Source organism: Mesorhizobium sp. LNHC209A00 (assembly GCF_000502915.1).
In the GTDB taxonomy this organism is placed as follows: Bacteria; Pseudomonadota; Alphaproteobacteria; order Rhizobiales; family Rhizobiaceae; genus Mesorhizobium.
Window position 1 is genome coordinate 147,897 of record NZ_AYWT01000010.1, and the last position, 16,725, is coordinate 164,621.

The window sequence follows — 16,725 nt, forward strand, 5'->3', positions numbered from 1 at the left end:
GCAGCCCGTCGGCACCAAGAAGTCCGGGGAAGGACCAGGCTCGCGAATGCAATCCGGACGAAGCGTTTCAAACCGTGGCGCGTTTCCGCGCCGCGCCGGTCAGGATTTGCCCATTGGCAGCCGGATACAGATAAATGAGAGGACTGATCATGCTGATCTCGCAGATTCTCGACGACGCCGAGACGATCCGTGTCGTTGCCCGTAGCGGAGGGAAGACCCGGATCATTAACGGGGCGCGCAGCGTCTATTCGCTGGCGATGGAGGCCGCCCGCACCGGCGTCGGCCTGGCCGCCCTGATCGAACGCAAGGGGCTTGGCGAGACGATCGATCTCGACGCCGCCTACAAGAGGGGGCGCCTGCTATCGCCGATCAATCACCCCGACCCGGCGCACCTGCACCTGACCGGCACCGGGCTGACGCATCTGGGGTCGGCCGCGACGCGCGATTCCATGCACAAGAAGCTCAGCACCGACGGCGAGGAGCAACTTACCGATTCCATGAAGATGTTCCGCATGGGACTGGAAGGCGGCAAGCCCGCGAAAGGCCAGGTCGGCGTGCAGCCGGAATGGTTCTACAAGGGCAACGGCACCATGGCGGTCGCGCCTGGCGCGGCGCTCATGTCGCCGGCCTTTGCCAGGGATGCCGGCGAGGAACCCGAGGTCGCTGGGATCTATGTCATCGGCGATGACGGGGCGCCCTTCCGCGTTGGCTTCACCTTGTCGAACGAATTCTCGGACCATGTGACCGAGCGCGTGAACTATCTCTTCCTCGCCCACTCCAAGCTGCGCAATGCCTCCTTCGGCCCGGAGATCCTGATCGGAGACCTGCCTTCGGACATCCGCGGCACGTCGCGCATCCTGCGCGACGGCAAGGCTTTGTGGGAAAAGCCCTTCCTGTCGGGTGAAACGAACATGTCCCACACCATCGCCAATCTCGAACACCACCACTTCAAATATTCGGCCTTCCGCCAGCCTGGCGACGTGCATGTGCATATGTTCGGCACCGCGACGCTATCCTTCGCCGACGGTATCAAGACGGAGGCCGGCGACGTGTTCGAGATCGAGGCTGGGGATTTCGGACTGCCGCTGCGCAACCCGCTCGAGATCGAGAAGCCGGTGAAGGTGTCGGTAAAGGCGCTTTGAAGCCATGAGCGGGTGATTTCCCATCGTGGGGATGGCCGGCAAGCCAGAGCGGGGCGCTCTCCCGCTGATCTAGCAATAGGTTCCAGTCACGCCGTCGCAATCCTTCGCGCCCCCTCTGCCCTGCCGGGCATCTCTCCCACAACAAGGACCCACAAGAGGGAGATCGGCAGCTTCGACCTCATCGCACGGAGCGGAAATGCTTCGACAGCTTCAGGCCCTGCGCCTGGTAGTTCGAGCCGAGATCGGTGCCGTAGAGCGCCTGTGGTCGCTTCAGCATGTGCTCGTAGACCAGCCGGCCGACGATCTGGCCGTGGTCGAGGATGAACGGCACTTCGTGGCTGCGCACTTCGAGCACCGCCCGGCTGCCGGTGCCGCCGGCCGCCGAATGGCCGAAACCCGGATCGAAAAAGCCGGCATAATGGACACGAAACTCGCCGACCAGCGGATCGAACGGCGTCATCTCGGCGGCGTAGAGCGGCGGCACATGCACCGCTTCCTGGCTGACGAGGATGTAGAACTCGTCCGGATCGAGCACCAGTTCGCCGGCGCGGCTCTTGTGGATCGGTTCCCAGAAGTCGAGGACGTCCTGCGCGGCGCGCTTGTCGACATCGACGAGGCCGGTGTGGTGCTTGCCGCGATAGCCGACCAACCCATCCTTGTCGCCATTGAGGTCGATCGACAGCGCGATGCCGCCGCCGGAAATGTTTGGCGGCTCCGTGGCGACCAGCATCTCGGCACGATGCAGGTCATGCAACTCGGCTTCCGAGAGCAGCGCGTTGCCGGTGCGAAAGCGTATCTGGGACAGGCGCGAACCCGTGCGCGCGATGATCGGAAAGGTGCGCGGGCTGACCTCGAGATAGAGCGGACCGTTGTAGCCGGCGGCGATCTTATCGAACTCGTGGCCCCGATCGGTCATGACGCGGGTGAAGATGTCGAGCCGCCCGGTCGAGCTCTTCGGATTGGCCGAGGCCGAAATGTCAGCCGGCAGGACCAGACTTTCGAGCAGCGGCACAATATAGACGCAGCCGGTTTCGAGGACCGCGCCTTCGGTCAGGCTGATCTCGTGCAGTTGCAGCCGATCGAGCTTTTCCGACACCTTGTGGTTGGGACCGGGCAGGAACGAGGCGCGAACCCGCCAGGCCTTTTCGCCCAATCTGAGATCAAGGCTCGCCGGCTGGATCTGGTCGGCATCGAGTGCACGCTGCGACTTCAGCGCGCCGGACCGGAACAGCGCCGAAATGTCCTGATCGGGAAGAATGCCTGTCTGCCGCAAAGTCTGGCTCCGCCCCAAGACTGGTCTCTTTGGTTGCAGATTCTTGTTTGTTGCAGGTTCTTGCCGCAAAACCGCCGGGCACTTTTGCGGAACCTGCCTTGGTACAAACGTCTTAATGAAGCCGGCAATTGACGCAAGCGTGGCGCGGGTCTAAAGGGTCGTTATCCCGTGGTGATTTGGCCGGTCGGCTTGCAGCCACGTTAAACAAGTCGCTAAAGGACCGTCGGGCCGCAAGGCCGTATGGACCGGTTGCGACTTTCGCGGCCGGTTTTTTTGTGTCTGGAACAAAGCGATGAGCACCAAGAAGCGCAACTGGAAACCTCAGACGGCACTCGTGCATGGCGGAACCCTGCGTTCCGGCTTCGGCGAAACCTCCGAGGCGATGTACCTGACCCAGGGTTATGTCTATCAGACGGCGCAGGCCGCCGAAGCCCGCTTCAAGGGCGAAGAGCCTGGTTTCATCTATTCGCGCTACGCCAACCCGACCGTCGACATGTTCGAAAAGCGCATGTGCGCGCTTGAAGGCGCCGAAGACGCGCGCGCCACGGCGTCGGGCATGGCGGCGGTGACGGCTGCCCTTCTGTGCAGCGTCAAGGCCGGCGACCACATCGTGGCGGCGCGCGCGCTGTTCGGCTCCTGTCGCTGGGTGGTCGAGACACTGGCGCCGCGCTATGGCATCGAGGCGACCTTGGTCGACGGCACCGAGATCGCCAATTGGGAAAAGGCGGTCAGGCCGAACACCAAGCTGTTCTTCCTGGAGAGCCCGACCAACCCGACGCTCGAGGTCGTCGACATCGCCGCCGTCGCCTCGCTTGCCAATTCGATCGGCGCGCGGCTGGTCGTCGACAATGTCTTCGCCACGCCCCTACAGCAGAAGCCATTGCAGCTTGGTGCGCACATCGTCGTCTACTCGGCCACCAAGCATATTGACGGCCAGGGCCGCTGCCTGGGCGGCGTCATCCTGTCGGACAAGAAGTGGATCGACGAGAACCTGCACGACTATTTCCGCCACACCGGCCCCAGCCTGTCGCCGTTCAACGCCTGGACCTTGCTGAAGGGCCTCGAGACCTTGCCGCTGCGCGTGCGCCAGCAGACCGAGAGCGCCGGCAAGATCGCCGACTTCCTGGCCGAGCAGCCGCAGATCGCCCGCGTCATCTATCCCGGCCGCGCCGACCACCCGCAGGCCGATATCGTCAAGAAGCAGATGTCGGGTGGCTCGACGCTGATCTGCCTCGACGTCAAGGGCGGCAAGCCGGCGGCCTTCGCCCTGCAGAACGCCCTCGACATCGTGCTGATCTCGAACAATCTGGGCGATGCCAAGAGCCTGATCACCCACCCGGCGACGACCACCCACAAGAATTTGAGCGACGAGGCCCGCGCCGAACTCGGCATCGGGCCCGGTACGCTCAGGCTGTCGGTCGGCCTGGAGGATACGGACGATCTGCTGGAAGATATCGCGCAAGCGTTGAAGGCCGCCAAATAGGTTTCGTCCAGGCAGCGTCGTCAGCAGCGATCAGGCGCTCGACGGCGTCTCCTCCAGTTCCGCCGTCTTGGTCCGGATGGTCATGGCGTTGCCGCGCCAGTCGACGGCGCCGCCGAGCCAGCCGCGCGCCCAGATGGCCGGGAGCATGACGTCCCGCGCGACCGTCGCCGCGATCATGCGCGTCGAGACGTGCCAACCCTTGGCCAGGGCCAGAGCGCATTCCGGAAGATAGAACGCCGCCAGCACGGCAATCGCGGTCGCCCAGAGGCTGACGCCGGCGCTCCCCGCCGCAACCAGCGCAAGAACCAGCGGGACCGCCGCACCAGTCAGGATCTCGGGCGCGAAGAACAGCGGGAAGGTGACGCGGCGCAGGCGCGCCCAGCGGGCCTGGCGCGACCAGATCTCGCCAAACGTGCGCTGGCCGAGCGGCTGCTCGAAGGGCGCCGCAACGAGGTTGACACGCAGGCCGAGGCCGTTCACCAGCTTGGTCGCGGCGGCGTCCTCGGCGATCTCGGCGGCCAGCGCGCGGATGCCGCCATTGGCGTCCAGCATCGGCTTGTTCCACAGCATGCTCTTGCCCTGCGCGAAGCCGAGGCCGAGCGCCTCGCCGGCATACTGCCAGCGGGCCTGCAATGTGTTCAGGAAGGCGCATTCGACGTCGGCCCAGAAACCATCTGGCCTGGAGCCGATCGGCGTCGAGCAGACAAGGCCGGTACCGTGCCGCCACGCCGCCATCATGTGCTCGACGTAGTCCCTAGGCATCAGAACGTTGGAATCGGCAAGAATGACCCAGTCGTGGCGCGCCGCTTCCCAGCCTTTCACGCAATTGTTGAGCTTGGGATTGGCGCTGACACGGTCGTCGCCGATCAACAGCCGGGCCGGCACCTGCGGAAACCGGGCAATCGCCCTGTTTATCAGTTTGACCACCGGGTCGTCGGCATGGGCGACGCAGAAGATCAGTTCGTAGCGTGGCCAGTCGAGCGCGAAGGCGCGTTCCAGCGTCTCACGTGTGAAGGGCTCGACGCCGCGCGACGGGACGACAATCGACACCGCCGGCGATCTGCCCGCCGGCGGGGCGATCGTGGCGCGCCGTTTCAGCTGTGAAGCGGCAAGCAGGATGCTGGCAGCGTTTGAGAGGATGAGTGCGGTCGAAAGCGAGGCGGATATGAGAGTGAGTTCCATCGAGATCTGGTCACTCCGGAAGTCGGCCCGCGTCGCGGCCGTTTTCAACAGTTCGACAGAGGGCCGAGTCGCCCGGTTCGCGCACACCACCATTGTCGTGTGTCACTTAAATGACATTGTTTGCCGGCACCTGCGTTTCAATCCCAGGCGCGACAAGACGCGCACGTTGACCTGCTCACCGCGAGCGTCGAAAGTCGTCGGATTGTTTTGGAGCCGCTCATGTACCGCGCCGTGACGCGCAACATCGAAGTGCAGGTCAGGCCGTTCTATCTGGAGGATCGTTCGGATCCCCAGGAGAACCGCTACGTCTGGGGCTATCAGATAACGATCGACAACCAGTCTGACGAGTTCGTGCAGCTTCTGTCGCGCTATTGGCATATCACCGATGGTGCCGGCCGGGTCGAGGAGGTGCGCGGGCCGGGCGTTGTCGGCGACCAGCCGGAACTCAATCCCGGCGACAGCTATCAGTACACGTCCGGCTGCCCGCTCTCGACACCCTCCGGGATCATGGTCGGACGCTACACGATGCGCAACAAGCGCGGCGAGACGTTCGACATCGCCATCCCAGCCTTCTCGCTCGATCTGCCGGGGACAAGGCGCACGGTGAACTGAGGGCCGACGGTCACGCTGCCCTCAGCCGCCCTTCGGGCACCTTCTCCCCGCGGAACGGGGAGAAGGAAAGGCCTTACTGAGCCGCAAACTCGGCTGGGTCGAAGTCGTACTGCGTCGAGCAGAATTCGCACGCGACATGGATGCCGCCATCCTCGGTGCTGTCCTTGATCTCCTGCGCGGAGAAGCCTTCGAGGATGCCACGGATCTTGTCGCGGGAGCATGAGCACTGGTCGGCGACGGGAACGCCGCCGAAGACGCGCACGCCATGCTCATGGAAGAGGCGATAAAGCAGCCGCTCGGCGCCGATGGTCGGGTCGGTCAATTCGGTCGGCTCGATGGTGCCTAGCAACGCCAGGAGTTCCTGCCAGGAATTATCGGCCGGATCGTGGACTTGCTCGCGCGGATCGCCGTCCCCACCCGGCAGGTCCGGAATGCGCATGCGCTCGGGCGATTGCGGCAGGAACTGCGCCAGGATGCCGCCGGCGCGCCATTGCTCGCGCGCGCCGCCGACACCGGGGGTCAGCAGCTTGGCGACCGAGAGCCTGATATCGGTCGGGATCTGTTCCGACTGACGGAAATAGGTGCGTGCCGCATCTTCCAGCGTTTCGCCATCGAGCTGGACGATGCCTTGATAACGCTGCGTATGAGCGCCCTGGTCGATGGTCAGCGCCAGCACGCCGCTGCCAAGCAGCGTCTGCTGGGACGTCTCACCTGCGGCGACCAGTGCTTCGAGCCGATCCGCATCGAAGCGTGCGTAGGCGCGCAGTGCCGAGGGCGTGGAAAAGTCCGCGACCAGCATGTCGACAGGCCCGTCGGTACGGGTCTGCAGGATGAACTTGCCTTCGAATTTGAGCGAGGTGCCGAGCAGAACGGTCAGCACACAGGCTTCCGCCAGCAGGCGGGCGACCGGCTCGGGATAATCGTGGCGGCCAAGGATGGCGTCGAGCATCGGCCCAAGCTGGACCGTGCGGCCGCGCACGTCGAGCGGACCGACCTCGAAGGGAACGACGTGATCGTCGCCGGCATAGCCGAACTCGCCGAGTTTGGGGTGATGTTCAGTCACTAGATGGCTTTCCAACATGACAAAGCTCCAGGGCGCGGCCATGCGGCCCTGGTGGGCACATGCGTCCAAACGCGCTTGATTTGCGTGATGCGGCGCAGATAGGCATCGCGCCGCCGCAGATCAAGCGCCTGGGCATTTCGGGCGCCCAAGACACTTCAAGCACCAAGACGCTCTAAGCACCGAAACACTCTAAGCACCGAGGCACCAGGCAAGCACCGCCTTCTGGGCATGGAGCCGGTTCTCGGCCTCGTCGAAGACCACCGAATGCGGCCCGTCGATGACCTCGTCGGTTACTTCCTCGCCGCGATGGGCCGGCAGGCAGTGCATGAACAATGCATCCGGCTTGGCCTTGGCCATCAGCGCCGCGTTGACCTGATAGGGCGAGAAGACATTGTGGCCGCGAGCACGGTGTTCCTGTCCCATCGACACCCAGCAGTCGGTGACGATGCAGTCGGCCTGGTCGACGGCTTCCTCGGGCGAGCGGGTGAAATACAGCTTGCCGCCATGCGCCTTTGACCAGTCGATATGCTTCTGCGCCGGTTCGCTGCCTTCGGGCACGGCGACGTTGAGATTGAAGCGGAACCGTGCCGAGGCCTCAAGCAGTGAGTGCAGCACATTGTTGCCGTCGCCGGTCCAGGCAATCGTCTTGCCGGCAACCGGACCGCGATGCTCCTCGAAGGTCATGATGTCGGCCATCAGCTGGCACGGGTGGGTGTCGTCGGTCAGGCCGTTGATCACCGGAACGGTGGCATTCTCGGTCAGTTCCAGCAGCCGCTCATGCGAGGTGGTGCGGATCATGATCGCATCGACGTAGCGCGACAGCACCTTGGCGGTGTCGGCGATGGTTTCGGAGCGGCCGAGCTGCATCTCGGTGCCGGTCAGCATGATGGTCTCGCCGCCGAGCTGGCGCATGCCGACGTCGAAAGAAACGCGCGTGCGCGTCGACGGCTTGTCGAAGATCATGGCCAGCACCTTGCCTTCGAGCGGCTTGGTCCGCTCGCCGGCCTTGAGACGCGCCTTTCGCGTTACCGCATCATCCAGCATGAAGCGCAAATCGCCTTCGGAAACGGTGGAAAGATCGGTGAAATGGCGAACTGACATCAGGAATGGTTCCGGATTACTTCGCGGCGGCGGAGGCGATCGCCTCCGACAGGCCCTTGGCGCCGGCGCGGATGCGGTTGAGCGCTTCGTGAATCTCGGCGTCGGTGACGGTGAGCGGTGGCAGCAGGCGAATGACGTTGTCGCCGGCCTGAACGGCCAGCAAATGCTGGTCGCGCAGCGCCATGTTTACCTTGCCGTTGGGCATCGCGCATTTAAGGCCGAGCATCAGCCCGGTGCCCCGGATATCCTCGACAATTTCCGGGAATTCGTCGGCTATCGAGGCTAGCCCCTGCTTCATCAGCAGCGCCTTGCGCTGGACATCCTCCAGAAAGCCGTCTTCCAGAACGACGTCGAGCACGGCGTTGCCGACCGCCATTGCCAGCGGATTGCCGCCGAATGTGGTGCCGTGCACGCCGGCGGTCATGCCGACGGCGGCCTCGTCGGTGGCAAGGCAGGCGCCCATCGGGAAGCCGCCACCGATGCCCTTGGCGATCGCCATGATGTCGGGCGTCACCGCAGACCACTCATGCGCGAACAGCTTGCCGGTACGGCCAATGCCGCATTGGACCTCATCGTATATCAATAACAGGCCGTGCCGTTCGCAGAGCTGCCGCAGCCGCTTGAGCGACTGTGTCGGTACTGGGCGGATACCGCCCTCGCCTTGCACCGGCTCGATCAGGATCGCGGCGGTCTCGGGCGTGATCGCCTTCTCGGCGGCATCGATGTCGTCGAAGCCAACCTGGTCGAAGCCTTCGACCTTGGGTCCGAAGCCTTCGAGATATTTGTACTGGCCGCCTGCCGCGATGGTCGCCAGCGTGCGGCCATGGAAGGCGCCTTCGAAGGTGATGATGCGGAAGCGCTCGGGATTTCCCTTGACGAAGTGGTATCGCCGCGCCGTCTTGATCGCGCATTCCAGCGCCTCGGCGCCGGAATTGGTGAAGAACACCTTGTCGGCGAAGGTGGCATCAGCCAGCCGCTCGCCAAGCCTGCTCTGCCCCGGGATCTCATAGAGATTGGAGACGTGCCAGAGTTTCGCCGCCTGCTCGGTGAGGGCCGCGACAAGGTGCGGATGGCCATGGCCAAGTGAATTGACCGCGATGCCGCCGGCGAAATCGAGATATCGCTCGCCCTTGTCCGTAACCAGCCAAGTGCCTTCCCCATGGTCGAAGGCCAGGGGTGCGCGAGCAAAGGTCTCGTAAAGCGCCGAACCGCTCATTATATGCGTCTCCGGTACCGGAAAATCAAAAAAGCCGCCAAAGCGGCGGCCTTCTGCGGCTTATCGTGTTTTTCGGCCATGAAGTCAACGAAAACGTCGCCTAGTGGCGCGCGGCAGGCCCTCCGACGCAACGCCGGCTCATGAACGACCGGGCAAGTTGGGGAAAACCGAAAAAACCGATTCGTGTTGCACTTGGGACTCTTGTCACCGAGTCAGCGCATAGAGTAGTTGTAGTCGAGAAATAACTAGATTTCGTGCGGCGGACCTAATCACCAGATATATGTGGTGTCTGTCCCAGCAGTGGTGCTGGGTCGGGAATGGATTCTGATTGCCGCACGCTTACGAGGAGCGCGGTCATGAACTGGACTGACGAGCGGGTAGAACTCTTGAGAAAACTGTGGTCGGAGGGTCTGAGCGCAAGCCAGATTGCTGCGCAGCTTGGGGGAGTCAGCCGCAATGCCGTCATCGGCAAGGTGCACCGGCTGAAGCTGTCGGGTCGCGGTCGCGCAACGGCGACGCCGGCGCGCCAGAAGAAGGTGACGCAGGGATCGACCGTCCAGAAATCGGTGGCGCGCGCCGCAAGCACGGCACGCCACGTCACGACTTCGATCGGCGCGACGGCCCTTCAGACGCAATTCGACGCCGAACCGGTGGCGCGGCACTACATCCGTCCGGTCGAGAACGTCGTGGTGCCGATCTCACGGCATCTGCAGCTCGTCGAACTGACCGAGCGCACCTGCAAATGGCCGAATGGCGATCCCCTTTCGGAGGACTTCAACTTCTGCGGCAACGAAGCCGCTGAAACCGGTCCCTACTGTAAATACCATGCCCGCGTGGCGTTCCAGCCGGCGGCGGAGCGGCGGCGGAACCGATAAGCGGAGTGAGGAGTGAGTGGTGCGGAAATAACCGCTCCCACTACTGACTACTGACTACTGACTTCCTCACAGCCAGCCGTTCTTCCTGAAGCGCCAATACAGGAAGCAGCAGATCAGCGCGATGGTGGCCAGCACCATCGGGTAGCCATATTCCATCTTCAGCTCCGGCATGTCGGTAAAGTTCATGCCGTAGATGCCGGCGAATGCGGTAGGCACGGCTAGGATGGCCGCCCATGAGGCGAGTTTCTTGGAGATCGCCGTTTCCTGGCTTTGACCGACCAGAAGACTGGCCTCGAAGGCAAAGGCCAGCACCTCGCGCAGACTGTCGATCTTCTCCTGGACAGTACGGATGTGGTCCGTCACGTCGCGGAACAGCGGGTGCATGGCCGAATGGATCTGCGGCAGGTCGGCGCTGGTCAGCCGGCGACAGACTTCCACCAGGGGCAATGCCGCGTTCCGCAGGCGCAGGAGGTCGCGGCGCAGCATGTAAAGGCGTTCGATGTCGGGGCCGGTCATCGGCTTCAGCAGGACCTTGTCCTCGATTGCCTCGACTTCGTCCTCGATCTGCTCGAGCACGGGCATGTAATTGTCGACGATGAAGTCGAGAATGGCATAGAGGACGAAATCCTCCCCCTTGGCCAGCGAGTGCGGGCAGCTTTCCCAGTGCTGCCGCACGACGGCATAGGATGTCGAAGGACCGTGCCTGACGCTGACGATGTAGCCTGAGCCGACAAACAGATGTGTCTCGCCGAAGGTGACGCGCCCGTCGATCAGCTGCGCCGTGCGGGCGACGATGAAAAGCGCATCGCCATATTGCTCGATCTTTGGCCGCTGGTGCGGATGCTCGGCATCCTCGATCGCCAACTCATGCAGATGAAACTGCGCCTTGACGCGCAGCAGAAGTTCGCGGTCGGGTTCAAGCAGCCCGATCCAGACGACATGTCCCGATTTCTTGGCCCATTCGCCGGCTTCCTCGATCGGAATATCGGCGATGCGGCGCCCGGCGGTATAGACGCCGCAGGCGATGATGCCTGATGGCGGCGGCGAGGATTTGAACTCTCGGACATATTCCATCGCAGCCTCCCGAAAGCGTTGCCTTCCCTGGGGAACCGGCAAGCTTATCTCGGGATAGTCTAGCGCAATATGATCAAGCGTTCGAGGGGATGTGCGTTCACTTCACCGGCAGCGCCTCGGGGAGGCCGATCTTGTCGGTCTTGTCGCCTTTGGGCCGGTCGGCGGGCATCTGGTCGCCGGTGACGATGTAGTAGATGGTCTCGGCGATGTTGGTGGCGTGATCGCCGATCCGCTCGATATTCTTGGCGCAGAATAGCAGATGCGTACAGGGCGTGATGTTGCGCGGATCTTCCATCATGTAGGTCAGCAATTCGCGAAACAGCGAGGTGTACATGGCATCGATCTGGTCGTCACGGTCGCGCACGAAGCCGATCTTGTCGACCGAGCGCGACGCATAGACGTCGAGCACCTCCTTCAGCTGGGTCAGTGCCAAATTGGCCAGAGCCTCCAGGCCGCGAAACAGGCTGGTCGGCTGCCGGCCGTCGGTAACGGCAACCACCCGCTTGGCGACGTTCTTGCCGAGGTCGCCGACGCGCTCGAGGTCGGCCGAAATGCGGATGGCGCCGACGATCTCGCGCAGGTCCGTCGCCATCGGCTGACGCCTGGCGATGATGATGATCGCCTTGTCGTCGATCTCACGCTGTCCCTCGTCCAGGACGGCGTCGTCTCGGATGACCTTCTGGGCCAGCCCCGGATCGGCATTGACCAGGGCGGCGACCGCCTGCTCGACCATGCGCTCGGCATGGCCACCCATCGCGGCGATGCGCTTCGAAAGATATTTCAGTTCCTCGTCATAGGCGCTGACAATGTGAACGGACTGCATGGATGAAATGCCTTCCCACGGGATCTTGTCTTTGAGTCGTTTCCTCGAATCCCCGCTGATACGCTAGCGGGATGACAGAAAAAAGAAACGGCCCCGTGGAAAACTAGGGCAGTATCAGTGTGCCGGCAAATGGACCGAGAAGGCGGCGCCCTTGCCGACCTCGGACCTGATCGTCAGCCTGGCGTTGTGACGCGTCAGGATGTGCTTGACGATCGACAGGCCAAGCCCCGTGCCCTTCTGGGTCCGGCTGGTCTCGACATCGATACGATAGAAGCGCTCGGTGATGCGCGGGATGTGTTCCTCGGGGATGCCGGGACCAAAGTCCCTGATCGTGACGTCGATGCCAGGTTCGGGACCATCATCGCCGCGCGCGATCGACACCAGGACGCGGCCGCCCGACTGGCCGTATTTGCAGGCATTTTCCAAAAGGTTCTCGAACACTTGGAACAGCTCGTCGCGATCGCCTGGCACATCGAGCGGCCCCTTGGCGAAATCGCGCTCGATGACGATATTGTTTTCGCGGGCGAGCGGGCCGAGCGAATCGATGACGCTGTCGACGGTCTGGCGCAGATCGACTTCGGTTCCCGGCTGCAGATAGGGTTTCATCTCCAGCCGTGACAGCGACAGGAGATCGTCGATCAGGCGCGCCATGCGGCCGGTCTGGTTCTGCATGATCTGGAGGAACTGCTCGCGCGCCGCCGGATCGTTGCGGGCCGGTCCGCGCAGCGTTTCGATGAAGCCCGCGATCGAGGCTAGCGGGGTGCGCAATTCGTGACTGGCATTGGCGATGAAGTCGGCGCGCATGCGGTCGATACGCCGCGCCTCGCTCTGGTCCTTGAAAACCAGCACATAAAGATCGGTGCCATGCCCGACCGAGGATGCGCTGACCCGGTAGGCCCGTTCGACAGGCAGTTTCTCGGTGTAGTCGACGACATCCGAGGCGACGGTGCCCGACAGCACACTGTCCAGCAGTGCCTGCATTTCCGGCGCCCGGAATTTCAGCGGTAGCGATATGCCGGGCGCGATGCCGCCAAAGGCTGCAAAGGCGGCGGCGTTGGCGTGGACGATGGTGGCGGCGTGGTCGAAGATGATGAGCGGGTCGGCGACCGCAGCCGCCAGATATTCGCCGGACAGGCGCTGCAAGCCAACCGCCTCGATCACCGCGGCATGCCCCGCGGAATGGCGGGCACTGGTGACCGGCAATATTGCCGCCACCGGCAGCAGGAGCAGCGCCGGTACCAGCACGTAGGCGGAAATGCCGGCGAAGCCAAAGGCGATCAGAACCGCCACGACACCGGCCGCAAGCAGCCAGCGGCTGTGCCACAGCCGAGCGGCCACAGCTTGCCCCGTGCCTTTCTGCTCTGCGCCCAGCTCGGTCATTCGCGCGCCCAGCCTCCACCGGTCACACGGCGGCGAAAACTTCCGCTGGACCGCAAATCAAAAGTACTACAGCCTCCTTTGCGCGTCCAAACGAGGCGCGGCGCTGCAGTGGCTCCCAATAGCATGAGTCCAGACACTTAGAAGGGTTCGTCTGCATGAAAAAAGCCAAGGACAATTCGGTAACGCCAAGCGCAGGCCCGCTGAAAATCAGGATCGGCGGCAAGGAACGGGAGTTCGATATCGAGAATCCCGAGCTTCCGGACTGGGTCGAGGAGAACAAGCTGACCGCGGGCGGATATCCTTACGACAAGAAGATGAAGAGCGAGGAGTATGACGAGACGCTCGAGAAATTGCAGATCGAGCTCGTCAAGGCGCAGGCATGGCTGCAGGCGACCGGCAAGCGGATGATGGCGCTGTTCGAGGGTCGTGACGCTGCCGGCAAGGGCGGCACGATATTCGTGCTGCGCCAGTATCTCAACCCACGCACGGCGCGCAACGTTGCGCTGACCAAGCCAACCCCGACGGAACTGGGGCAATGGTACTACCAGCGCTATGCCGACCATTTCCCGACAGCGGGCGAATTCGTCACCTTCGACCGCTCCTGGTACAACCGTGCCGGCGTCGAGCCGGTGATGGGTTTTTGCACCCCCGAACAGCACGAGAAGTTTCTCGACGAGACGCCGCATTTCGAACGCATGATCGTCAATGACGGCATCTATTTCTTCAAATTCTGGCTAAACATCGGCCGGGAGACGCAGCTCGAACGCTTTCACGATCGCCGCTACAGCCCCCTGAAGAGCTGGAAGTTCTCGCCGATCGACATTGCCGGCATCACCAAGTGGGACGATTACACCAAGGCGCGCGACACCATGTTCGAGCGCACCCACAAGGAGTTCGCGCCATGGATCATCGTGCGGGCCAACGACAAGCGCCGCGCGCGGCTGGCGGTGATGCGCCGCATCCTCCTGTCGCTGCCCTATGAGGGGCGCGATCTCGACGTTATCGGCAAGGAAGATAAGAAGATCATCGGCGAAGGGCCGTCATTCCTGGGCAAGGAAAGTTGATACCTGCTGTGCCGCGTGATCGTCCGCGCGGCACAGCATTCCGGGCGATGGCTCAGGCAGCCAGCCTGGCGATCCGCTGCAACCGTCGCAACGTGGCGTCGTCCTGCAGCGCCTGCTGGAACAGCGATATCTCCTCATCAATGCGCTCACATAGGGCGGCGGTGTTCCCCTTGAGTAGGCCGCGTGTCTGCAGCAAAGCGGCAACCGGCTTCTTTGCCAACTGCCTGGCTCGGCCAAGCGCCGCTTCCTCGACGCTGCCTTCCGCGACGATCTCGGCGACGAGGCCGAGCGCCCTGGCGTCTTCGGCACAAAGCGTGTCGCCGAGACAGAAGAAGCGGAAAGCACCGGCATAACCGAGCTTCTGCGGCGCCAGGATGCTGGTTGCCGCGTCCGGCACCAGGCCGAAATCGACGAACGGCACCCGGAACGTGCTTTTTTCAGACGCGATCACCATGTCGCAATGGAACAGGATGGTGCAGCCGACGCCGACGGCATCGCCGTCGACACAGGCCAGGATCGGCTTTGGAAACGTCGCCAGCATGCGGAACATGTCGGTGACGGCGGCGATCAGCTTCTGGTGCTTGGCGGCATCCAGGAATTCGGAAAAGTCACCGCCAAGGCAGAAGCAGCCCGCTAGGCCGCGCAGCACGACGACCCGCACCTGGTCATTCTCGGCGGCTTCATGGAACGTCCTGGCAAGGCTCTCATAGGCCCTCCGGTCGAGCACCGGCCGGCCGTCATTCGACGACACGGTGACGATCAGCGTGTGGCCGCGCAGTTCTGGTTGCGGATGCGCGTTCATGACGCCCTCCTTTGACCGAACATGTCGGGATATCCCCTGGCCAGGACGGGTGCATGATGATTGCGGCGCGAACGCACCACGTCCAGCGTGTGCTCGTTGAAGGTGAGCAGCGTCGCCACGACCTGTTGGCTGCCATAGGTGCGCTGATAGCCGAGCGGCGTCGCCAGGAAGTGCAGTTGCAATGCGCGCAGCACCCACATCGGCTCGAACTCGATGATCACCTTGTCGACGCCGCGCTTCAGACCCCACTCGACGAAACCGGCTATCAATTCCGTGCCGACGGTCGAGACGCCGCGCCGGCCGTCGCGATAACCCGGAGCCACCGCATAGCGGGTCAACTCCCAGATGTTGGGACCCGCCGGCGGCGTTCCTTCGGAGAGATCGGTCAACACCTCGGTCAACAAATGCGGCCGTGTGGTCGGCAACATCCTCTGATAGCCCGCGACTTCATTGCCCCTGATGACGATCTGATGCACCGCCTCCTCATGATCGAACTGGTCGACCTCAAATCCGTCGGGGCGCCGAAGGTCCTCCCACCCCATCTCCTCGACGAATATCCGGTAGCGCAGCCGATGGACGGCCTCCCAAAGGTCGGGACGTTCCATCAATTCTTGGGTCGTAAGACAAAAAAGCATTCCGTAGTCTCCTGTGATTCAGGGGAAGATACGGCCGTGCTTTGATGCGAAAATTGCGTGATCACGTAGGCGAGAAGTTCTAGGCCTGCACGGCCGACCTAGCTAATGTAGCCGCGCCTTATCGCCTCGGCGACTGCCTGGACCCGGTTGACGGCACCGAGTTTGCTTTTGGCGTTAAGAAGATGTTTCTCCGACGTGTGCTCGGAGATGCCGAGGATTTGGGAAATCTCCCATTCGGACTTGCCGACGGCAGCCCATTGCAGGCATTCGCGTTCGCGCGGCGTCAGCTCGATGTGGTCGATCGTCGTGGTCGCCATGGTGTGGAGTTGCATGGCGCGGCCGACGGCATAGGTCGAGACCAGGGAGACCAGGCCGAACTCGGCCGCCGACAGTTCCACGGCCTCGCCCCCCAGCGACACCATGACGATTTCGCCGTCGAGCGTGATCAAGGGAAAGGCCAGCCCGTCGCGCAACTTGAAGGCGCCGGCGTCACCCATCACTTCGCCGCTGCTCTTGTCGATGCGGACGCCCTGGGCGGCTTCCCGCCACTGGAACGGCGCTTGCAGCTGTTTCATGTGACTGACGACGGGATCGTGATCGACATAGTTGCGCGTCACGTAGCGCTCGAGCCATTCGACCGGCCAGTCGCAGAGCAGCACATGCTGCTTCTGCTGGCCCGTCGGTGTGCCCGGCTGCGGAACGGTTCCGGCCATCAGCGCGGTCAGGCCGAACTCCGATGTTACGCCCAACAGTTTCTCGCAGACCGCGGCCGCCGTTCCGGCGTGCTGCAGTTGGTCTATGTATTCCAGCGTTCGATCGAACTGACCCATCGCAACATCAACCCCATGTTGCCTCATGCATTAAGTCCATGGTCCGCGCCTTCCCGGCACTTCGCCACCGACCACGGATTGCAAAGCGCCCGCTTCCGGTTGTGGTTCTCGACCCTGGTATTCCCACCAGGGCAGCCACCGCTGTTTGCAAACCGGCCGAACCATATCCT

16 protein-coding genes and 1 riboswitch are annotated in these 16,725 nt (G+C 63.1%); of the genes, 5 read left to right on the forward strand and 11 right to left on the reverse strand.

The features are described 5' to 3' along the window. The first annotated feature begins 149 nt into the window (after positions 1-149). Complete coding sequence (araD1, locus tag X739_RS144130) at positions 150-1,142, forward strand: AraD1 family protein (RefSeq protein ID WP_023772976.1); 993 nt, start codon at positions 150-152, stop codon at positions 1,140-1,142. Between the two features lie 178 nt (positions 1,143-1,320). On the opposite strand, the gene X739_RS144125 is transcribed toward araD1, so the two are convergent. After that, the gene (locus tag X739_RS144125; protein WP_023772978.1) at positions 1,321-2,415 is read right to left on the reverse strand and encodes a 2'-deoxycytidine 5'-triphosphate deaminase; all 1,095 of its coding nucleotides are present in this window, start codon (positions 2,413-2,415) and stop codon (positions 1,321-1,323) included. A 158-nt stretch (positions 2,416-2,573) separates the two neighbouring features. Continuing rightward, positions 2,574-2,651, forward strand: a riboswitch (SAM riboswitch). A 56-nt stretch (positions 2,652-2,707) separates the two neighbouring features. Here X739_RS144125 and X739_RS144120 point away from each other — a divergent pair. Next, entirely contained in the window at positions 2,708-3,898 is a 1,191-nt protein-coding gene (locus X739_RS144120) for an O-succinylhomoserine sulfhydrylase (RefSeq protein ID WP_023795380.1), read from the forward strand. A gap of 30 nt (positions 3,899-3,928) precedes the next feature. On the opposite strand, the gene X739_RS144115 is transcribed toward X739_RS144120, so the two are convergent. Then, the gene (locus X739_RS144115) at positions 3,929-5,080 is read right to left on the reverse strand and encodes a ceramide glucosyltransferase (protein WP_023795381.1); all 1,152 of its coding nucleotides are present in this window, start codon (positions 5,078-5,080) and stop codon (positions 3,929-3,931) included. Positions 5,081-5,299: 219 nt separating this feature from the next. Here X739_RS144115 and apaG point away from each other — a divergent pair, with 219 nt between their 5' ends. Next, entirely contained in the window at positions 5,300-5,692 is a 393-nt protein-coding gene (gene apaG / locus X739_RS144110; protein ID WP_023772981.1) for a Co2+/Mg2+ efflux protein ApaG, read from the forward strand. A gap of 73 nt (positions 5,693-5,765) precedes the next feature. Here the strand turns inward: apaG and X739_RS144105 are convergent, their stop codons facing one another. From X739_RS144105 to X739_RS144095, 3 genes are all read right to left on the reverse strand, one after another. Continuing rightward, entirely contained in the window at positions 5,766-6,797 is a 1,032-nt protein-coding gene (locus tag X739_RS144105) for an Hsp33 family molecular chaperone (RefSeq protein ID WP_031252198.1), read from the reverse strand. A gap of 147 nt (positions 6,798-6,944) precedes the next feature. Further along, positions 6,945-7,856, reverse strand: a complete 912-nt coding sequence (argF, locus tag X739_RS144100; protein WP_023783469.1) for an ornithine carbamoyltransferase — start codon at positions 7,854-7,856, stop codon at positions 6,945-6,947. Between the two features lie 16 nt (positions 7,857-7,872). Continuing rightward, positions 7,873-9,072 (reverse strand): aspartate aminotransferase family protein, encoded by a 1,200-nt coding sequence (locus X739_RS144095; RefSeq protein ID WP_023795383.1) that lies wholly within the window; start codon positions 9,070-9,072, stop codon positions 7,873-7,875. 356 nt (positions 9,073-9,428) lie between these two features. Here X739_RS144095 and X739_RS144090 point away from each other — a divergent pair, with 356 nt between their 5' ends. Next, the gene (locus X739_RS144090) at positions 9,429-9,947 is read left to right on the forward strand and encodes a GcrA family cell cycle regulator (protein ID WP_023772986.1); all 519 of its coding nucleotides are present in this window, start codon (positions 9,429-9,431) and stop codon (positions 9,945-9,947) included. A 66-nt stretch (positions 9,948-10,013) separates the two neighbouring features. Here X739_RS144090 and X739_RS144085 read toward each other — a convergent pair whose 3' ends face one another. The 3 genes from X739_RS144085 to X739_RS144075 all read right to left on the reverse strand — a co-directional run bounded on the left by X739_RS144085 (position 10,014) and on the right by X739_RS144075 (position 13,224). Next, on the reverse strand, positions 10,014-11,021 hold the full coding sequence (locus X739_RS144085) for a magnesium and cobalt transport protein CorA (RefSeq protein ID WP_023795384.1): 1,008 nt from the start codon (positions 11,019-11,021) through the stop codon (positions 10,014-10,016). A 97-nt stretch (positions 11,022-11,118) separates the two neighbouring features. Then, positions 11,119-11,844 (reverse strand): phosphate signaling complex protein PhoU, encoded by a 726-nt coding sequence (phoU, locus tag X739_RS144080; RefSeq protein ID WP_015319295.1) that lies wholly within the window; start codon positions 11,842-11,844, stop codon positions 11,119-11,121. 114 nt (positions 11,845-11,958) lie between these two features. After that, a complete protein-coding gene (locus X739_RS144075; RefSeq protein ID WP_023795385.1) occupies positions 11,959-13,224 on the reverse strand; it encodes an ATP-binding protein in 1,266 nt (421 codons plus the stop codon). Between the two features lie 155 nt (positions 13,225-13,379). Between X739_RS144075 and ppk2 the strand changes: the two genes are divergently transcribed. Further along, positions 13,380-14,288, forward strand: coding sequence for a polyphosphate kinase 2 (ppk2, locus tag X739_RS144070; protein ID WP_023772989.1), 909 nt, complete (start codon positions 13,380-13,382; stop codon positions 14,286-14,288). Positions 14,289-14,340: 52 nt separating this feature from the next. Here the strand turns inward: ppk2 and X739_RS144065 are convergent, their stop codons facing one another. From X739_RS144065 to X739_RS144055, 3 genes are all read right to left on the reverse strand, one after another. Next, positions 14,341-15,090: an enoyl-CoA hydratase-related protein gene (locus X739_RS144065; protein WP_023772990.1), complete on the reverse strand. Its 750-nt coding sequence runs from the start codon at positions 15,088-15,090 to the stop codon at positions 14,341-14,343. Then, positions 15,087-15,725, reverse strand: a complete 639-nt coding sequence (locus X739_RS144060; RefSeq protein ID WP_023772991.1) for an acyl-homoserine-lactone synthase — start codon at positions 15,723-15,725, stop codon at positions 15,087-15,089. The genes X739_RS144065 and X739_RS144060 overlap by 4 nt, the downstream gene beginning before the upstream one ends. Before the next feature lie 98 nt (positions 15,726-15,823). Continuing rightward, complete coding sequence (locus X739_RS144055) at positions 15,824-16,555, reverse strand: LuxR family transcriptional regulator (RefSeq protein WP_023783467.1); 732 nt, start codon at positions 16,553-16,555, stop codon at positions 15,824-15,826. Positions 16,556-16,725: the final 170 nt, after the last annotated feature.

Excerpts from the sequence above, each read along its gene's own strand:
- X739_RS144105 (WP_031252198.1), bottom strand. The coding sequence starts at position 6,797 with ATGGCCGCGCCCTGGAGCTTTGTCATGTTGGAAAGCCATCTAGTGACT.
- X739_RS144075 (WP_023795385.1), bottom strand. The coding sequence starts at position 13,224 with ATGACCGAGCTGGGCGCAGAGCAGAAAGGCACGGGGCAAGCTGTGGCC.
- X739_RS144090 (WP_023772986.1), top strand. The coding sequence starts at position 9,429 with ATGAACTGGACTGACGAGCGGGTAGAACTCTTGAGAAAACTGTGGTCG.
- X739_RS144120 (WP_023795380.1), top strand. The coding sequence starts at position 2,708 with ATGAGCACCAAGAAGCGCAACTGGAAACCTCAGACGGCACTCGTGCAT.
- ppk2 (WP_023772989.1), top strand. The coding sequence starts at position 13,380 with ATGAAAAAAGCCAAGGACAATTCGGTAACGCCAAGCGCAGGCCCGCTG.
- X739_RS144085 (WP_023795384.1), bottom strand. The coding sequence starts at position 11,021 with ATGGAATATGTCCGAGAGTTCAAATCCTCGCCGCCGCCATCAGGCATC.
- phoU (WP_015319295.1), bottom strand. The coding sequence starts at position 11,844 with ATGCAGTCCGTTCACATTGTCAGCGCCTATGACGAGGAACTGAAATAT.
- X739_RS144060 (WP_023772991.1), bottom strand. The coding sequence starts at position 15,725 with ATGCTTTTTTGTCTTACGACCCAAGAATTGATGGAACGTCCCGACCTT.
- apaG (WP_023772981.1), top strand. The coding sequence starts at position 5,300 with ATGTACCGCGCCGTGACGCGCAACATCGAAGTGCAGGTCAGGCCGTTC.
- X739_RS144055 (WP_023783467.1), bottom strand. The coding sequence starts at position 16,555 with ATGGGTCAGTTCGATCGAACGCTGGAATACATAGACCAACTGCAGCAC.
- araD1 (WP_023772976.1), top strand. The coding sequence starts at position 150 with ATGCTGATCTCGCAGATTCTCGACGACGCCGAGACGATCCGTGTCGTT.
- X739_RS144065 (WP_023772990.1), bottom strand. The coding sequence starts at position 15,090 with ATGAACGCGCATCCGCAACCAGAACTGCGCGGCCACACGCTGATCGTC.
- X739_RS144115 (WP_023795381.1), bottom strand. The coding sequence starts at position 5,080 with ATGGAACTCACTCTCATATCCGCCTCGCTTTCGACCGCACTCATCCTC.
- argF (WP_023783469.1), bottom strand. The coding sequence starts at position 7,856 with ATGTCAGTTCGCCATTTCACCGATCTTTCCACCGTTTCCGAAGGCGAT.
- X739_RS144095 (WP_023795383.1), bottom strand. The coding sequence starts at position 9,072 with ATGAGCGGTTCGGCGCTTTACGAGACCTTTGCTCGCGCACCCCTGGCC.